The 5,857-nt window shown below is 54.5% G+C and carries 3 tRNA genes, 3 rRNA genes and 1 pseudogene; 1 reads left to right on the top strand and 6 read right to left on the bottom strand.

What is annotated here, in order from left to right:
- Positions 1-6: 6 nt before the first annotated feature.
- From PMI01_RS22775 to PMI01_RS22800, 6 genes are all read right to left on the bottom strand, one after another.
- Positions 7-83: transfer RNA gene (locus PMI01_RS22775), tRNA-Met, on the bottom strand.
- Positions 84-138: 55 nt separating this feature from the next.
- Positions 139-253: ribosomal RNA gene (gene rrf / locus PMI01_RS22780) — 5S ribosomal RNA — on the bottom strand.
- A gap of 108 nt (positions 254-361) precedes the next feature.
- A 23S ribosomal RNA gene (locus PMI01_RS22785) occupies positions 362-3,167 on the bottom strand.
- A 250-nt stretch (positions 3,168-3,417) separates the two neighbouring features.
- Positions 3,418-3,493, bottom strand: a tRNA-Ala gene (locus PMI01_RS22790).
- A gap of 66 nt (positions 3,494-3,559) precedes the next feature.
- Positions 3,560-3,636: transfer RNA gene (locus PMI01_RS22795), tRNA-Ile, on the bottom strand.
- Positions 3,637-3,814: 178 nt separating this feature from the next.
- Positions 3,815-5,300 (bottom strand): 16S ribosomal RNA (locus PMI01_RS22800).
- The 16S, 23S and 5S rRNA genes sit together here with 3 tRNA genes alongside, the layout of an rRNA operon.
- A 169-nt stretch (positions 5,301-5,469) precedes the next feature.
- Here PMI01_RS22800 and PMI01_RS27985 point away from each other — a divergent pair.
- Positions 5,470-5,857: pseudogene (locus tag PMI01_RS27985) on the top strand (hypothetical protein); the annotation flags it as partial.

Genomic DNA, 5,857 nt, shown 5'->3' on the forward strand with positions numbered 1-5,857 from the left:
AGTCTTTGGGTGCGGGGACAGGATTTGAACCTGTGACCTTCAGGTTATGAGCCTGACGAGCTACCGGGCTGCTCCACCCCGCGGCAGGTGATTGATCGTGGGCAGGGTTCTGGACTGTTTGTGGCATCCTTTTAGCGGACCTGGCGGCGACCTACTCTCCCGCGCCTTGAGACGAAGTACCATTGGCCCTGGGGGACTTAACGACCGAGTTCGGAATGGGATCGGGTGGGGAACCCCCGGCATAGCCACCAGGTCAGCAAAAAGGATGCTGCCGGCGAGCTTTGTGGGCTCGCCGAGCATTTTGTGAAGAAGACATCGTATGTCTGAGCGCATAGCGCATTTGCATAGGTTTGGCTGAAGAACGATCAAGCCTATCGAGCTATTAGTACCAGTAAGCTACACGCCTCGCGGCGCTTCCACACCTGGCCTATCAACGTGGTGGTCTTCCACGGCTCTCAGCGAGACCTTGTTTTGAGGTTAGTTTCCCGCTTAGATGCTTTCAGCGGTTATCTATTCCACACTTAGCTACCCTGCTGCACAGCTGGCGCCATGACAGGTCCACCAGAGGTGTGTCCATCCCGGTCCTCTCGTACTAGGGACAGATCCTCTCAAGTCTCGTACACCCACGGCAGATAGGGACCAAACTGTCTCACGACGTTCTGAACCCAGCTCACGTACCACTTTAATCGGCGAACAGCCGAACCCTTGGGACCTGCTCCAGCCCCAGGATGTGATGAGCCGACATCGAGGTGCCAAACTTTGCCGTCGATATGGACTCTTGGGCAAAATCAGCCTGTTATCCCTAGAGTACCTTTTATTCGTTGAGCGATGGCCCTTCCACGCAGGACCACCGGATCACTATGGCCGACTTTCGTCTCTGCTCGACTTGTCAGTCTCGCAGTCAGGCGGGCTTATGCCATTGCACTCGACGACCGATTTCCGACCGGTCTGAGCCCACCATCGCGCGCCTCCGTTACACTTTGGGAGGCGACCGCCCCAGTCAAACTGCCCGCCACGCCATGTCCCGGACCCGGATAACGGGCCGCGGTTAGACGTCAACAACAATAAGGGTGGTATTTCAAGGATGGCTCCCCCGAGACTGGCGCCCCGGATTCATAGCCTCCCACCTATCCTACACATGTTGTTGCTAACGCCAAGGCGAAGCTGCAGTAAAGGTTCATAGGGTCTTTCCGTCTGACCGCGGGAACCCCGCATCTTCACGGGGAATTCAATTTCGCTGAGCCCATGCTGGAGACAGTGGGGAAGTCGTTACGCCATTCGTGCAGGTCGGAACTTACCCGACAAGGAATTTCGCTACCTTAGGACCGTTATAGTTACGGCCGCCGTTTACCGGGGCTTCAATTCGCAGCTTGCACCGCTCCTTTTAACCTTCCGGCACCGGGCAGGCGTCAGACCCTATACGTCGCCTTGCGGCTTCGCAGAGCCCTGTGTTTTTGATAAACAGTCGCTACCCCCTGGCCTGTGCCACTCTACTCTGGTTGCCCAAAGTAGAGTCACGCTTATCCCGAAGTTACGCGTGCAATTTGCCGAGTTCCTTCAGCATGGTTCTCTCAAGCGCCTTGGTATACTCTACCTGCCCACCTGTGTCGGTTTCGGGTACGGTCTCCGTTGGAGTTATTTCCAGGAACCTGTTCACTGCCCGGAGCAATCCAATAAGCCCAGACAATTTACCAGATCCGTCACTTCCAACTGGTTCAGGAATATTCACCTGATTCCCATCGACTACGCCTTTCGGCCTCGCCTTAGGGGCCGACTAACCCTGCGCAGATTAGCTTTACGCAGGAACCCTTGGGCTTTCGGCGAGAGTGTCTCTCACACTCTTTATCGCTACTCATGTCAGCATTCTCACTTCCGATACCTCCAGCAAGGCTCGCGCCTCACCTTCACCGGCTTACGGAACGCTCCGCTACCGCTTGCACAAAGTGCAAACCCATACCTTCGGCGTCTGGCTTGAGCCCCGTTACATTTTCCGCGCAGGATCGCTTGACCAGTGAGCTGTTACGCTTTCTTTAAATGATGGCTGCTTCTAAGCCAACATCCTGGTTGTCAAAGCAATCCCACATCGTTTCCCACTTAGCCAGAACTTGGGGGCCTTAGATGATGGTTAGGGTTGTTTCCCTTTTCACGACGGACGTTAGCACCCGCCGTGTGTCTCCCAGATATCTCTCTTGGGTATTCGGAGTTTGATTAGAATTGGTAGAGATCGCTCCCCCCGCATCCATTCAGTGCTCTACCCCCCAAGGAGTCCGTCTGAGGCACTACCTAAATAGTTTTCGCGGAGAACCAGCTATGTCCAGGTTTGATTGGCCTTTCACCCCTATCCACAAGTCATCCGAGAATTTTTCAACATTCACCGGTTCGGTCCTCCAGTAAGTGTTACCTTACCTTCAACCTGCTCATGGATAGATCACCTGGTTTCGGGTCGTCATGCGACGTACTTATTCGCCCTATTCAGACTCGCTTTCGCTGCGCCTACACCTAACGGCTTAAGCTTGCACGGCACATGAAGTCGCTGACCCATTATACAAAAGGTACGCCGTCACCACGCGCGGTGGCTCCGACTGCTTGTAGGCTTCCGATTTCAGGATCTGTTTCACTCCCCTTGTCGGGGTGCTTTTCACCTTTCCCTCACGGTACTTGTTCGCTATCGGTCATTGAGGAGTACTTAGGCTTGGAGGGTGGTCCCCCCATGTTCAGACAGGATTTCACGTGTCCCGCCCTACTCGAGTCTGTCGCTATTTGACGCTTACGGGGCTATCACCCACTATGGCCGACCTTTCCAAGTCGTTCAGCTTTATGTCACGACAGCACTGGCCTGGTCCCGGTTCGCTCGCCACTACTACGGGAGTCTCGGTTGATGTCCTTTCCTCCGGGTACTGAGATGTTTCAGTTCCCCGGGTTTGCTTAATGGAGCCTATGTATTCAGCCCATTATACCTGTCACAGCCAACCCATCATCACTCCGGCCACATTCACAAGGAATGGAGGGCCGAAGTAAAATGGAGTGGCCATTAAGGTGGGTTTCCCCATTCGGAGATGTCCGGATCAAAGGGTGCTCGCGCCTCCCCGGACCTTATCGCAGCGTGCCACGTCCTTCATCGCCTCTCAATGCCAAGGCATCCGTCAGAAGCCCTTATGCGCTTGATCGTTCTCAGCAAAACCCATGCACTACAGGTCTAGGGACCTGCGGCATGCGCTTATACAGTCAGACATTTGATGTCTTCTTCAAAGTCCGCCCTAAAACCTCGACCATCCCCAAGGGGAGATGATTTCGGCGGGTGAACCCTACCTTCACGATGTCATTATCGCAGACCGCGCAACCCTCATGGAGGGTACAGTCGCAGCTGCAAACTTGATCAATCCTCGATCGCGTTACCGCTTCTTCCGGATGAAGAAGTGGTGGAGCCAGACGGATTCGAACCGACGACATCCTGCTTGCAAAGCAGGCGCTCTACCAACTGAGCTATGGCCCCTCACCAGTGGTGAGTTGCTTCAAAGCCCAGGAGAGCTGGGGTCGGTTGCGTCCGTATGCAGGAGGTTGGTAGGCCCGATAAGATTTGAACTTATGACCTCACGCTTATCAAGCGTGCGCTCTAACCAACTGAGCTACGGGCCCATAGGCCGCATAGACCAGATCCCATTCCCGAAAGAATGGACCCGTTCCTGGGCTCGCGATCGCCTCATCGACCTGAACGGTTGATGAGGAGTGGAAAGAGAAACGAAGACGGCGGCGATCCGCTCACTGTATATAATCGGAACTTCAATAAGCTTAAAGCTTGGAGAAGTATCCTTAGAAAGGAGGTGATCCAGCCGCAGGTTCCCCTACGGCTACCTTGTTACGACTTCACCCCAGTCGCTGACCCTACCGTGGTCGCCTACCTCCCTTGCGGGTTAGCGCAGCGCCTTCGGGTAGAGCCAACTCCCATGGTGTGACGGGCGGTGTGTACAAGGCCCGGGAACGTATTCACCGCGGCATGCTGATCCGCGATTACTAGCGATTCCAACTTCATGCACTCGAGTTGCAGAGTGCAATCCGAACTGAGACGACTTTTAGGGATTGGCTCCCCCTCGCGGGATTGCAGCCCTCTGTAGTCGCCATTGTAGCACGTGTGTAGCCCACCTTGTAAGGGCCATGAGGACTTGACGTCATCCCCACCTTCCTCCGGCTTACCACCGGCGGTCCTATTAGAGTGCCCAGCCAAACCTGATGGCAACTAATAGCGAGGGTTGCGCTCGTTGCGGGACTTAACCCAACATCTCACGACACGAGCTGACGACAGCCATGCAGCACCTGTGTCCCAGTCCCCGAAGGGAAAGCCGCATCTCTGCGGCGGTCCGGGCATGTCAAAAGGTGGTAAGGTTCTGCGCGTTGCTTCGAATTAAACCACATGCTCCACCGCTTGTGCGGGCCCCCGTCAATTCCTTTGAGTTTTAATCTTGCGACCGTACTCCCCAGGCGGAGTGCTTAATGCGTTAGCTGCGTCACCGACAGGCATGCCTGCCGACAACTAGCACTCATCGTTTACAGCGTGGACTACCAGGGTATCTAATCCTGTTTGCTCCCCACGCTTTCGAGCCTCAGCGTCAGTAACGGACCAGTATGTCGCCTTCGCCACTGGTGTTCTTCCGAATATCTACGAATTTCACCTCTACACTCGGAGTTCCACATACCTCTTCCGTACTCAAGATAGCCAGTATCAAAGGCAATTCCAAGGTTGAGCCCTGGGCTTTCACCTCTGACTAAACTATCCGCCTACGCTCCCTTTACGCCCAGTAATTCCGAGCAACGCTAGCCCCCTTCGTATTACCGCGGCTGCTGGCACGAAGTTAGCCGGGGCTTCTTCTCCGGGTACCGTCATTATCGTCCCCGGTGAAAGAATTTTACAATCCTAAGACCTTCATCATTCACGCGGCATGGCTGCGTCAGGCTTTCGCCCATTGCGCAAGATTCCCCACTGCTGCCTCCCGTAGGAGTTTGGGCCGTGTCTCAGTCCCAATGTGGCTGATCATCCTCTCAGACCAGCTAAGGATCGTAGCCTTGGTGGGCCTTTACCCCACCAACTAGCTAATCCTACGCGGGCCGCTCCAATGGCGATAAATCTTTCCCTCGAAAGGCTTATCCGGTATTAGCTCAAGTTTCCCTGAGTTGTTCCGAACCAAAGGGCACGTTCCCACGTGTTACTCACCCGTCCGCCACTAATCCCGAAGGATCCGTTCGACTTGCATGTGTTAGGCCTGCCGCCAGCGTTCGCTCTGAGCCAGGATCAAACTCTCAGGTTGAGTTGACCGCTAACACAGACTTCAAGAAATCGGGGGAAAACCCAATCTCTCGGTTCTGGTTTGCATAGTATCTTGACGAGTTCCCATTCACATCGATGGGCCGAAACCGAAGTTTCGATCCATGATATTCATGGTGTCTTCAAGAGACCGCAATTGTCAGCGTTCGAAGATGACCCGTGAGGTCATCGCCAGAGCGCCGCCGCCTGCGTTTCTCTTTCCAAATCAACAATGTCAAAGACCCAGAGCCGAAGCTCCCAGAACCGCCTCTCGGCAGAACCATCCTTTAGCGCCCGATGTCGGCGGAGGCGGCTATCTATCCAACCTCGAATTCCGTGTCAAACCGTTTTTTTCAAAACCGTCCGAACCAAACCACCAAACCAACCCAAAGGTCAATCCAGCAATCCGAAGCGCCCTTCTAAAGAACAGCGCCAATCCAGTCAAGAAGAAAGTTTCAAAGAAACTTCCGAAGACTAGGCGAGAAACCTTCAAAGCCCTTACGAACTCTTCCAGTTACTCCAGAGCCGCGCTTTCTAGTGAAAGCAAAACCCCGTGTCAAC

Source organism: Caulobacter sp. AP07, assembly GCF_000281955.1.
Taxonomy (GTDB): domain Bacteria; phylum Pseudomonadota; class Alphaproteobacteria; order Caulobacterales; family Caulobacteraceae; genus Caulobacter.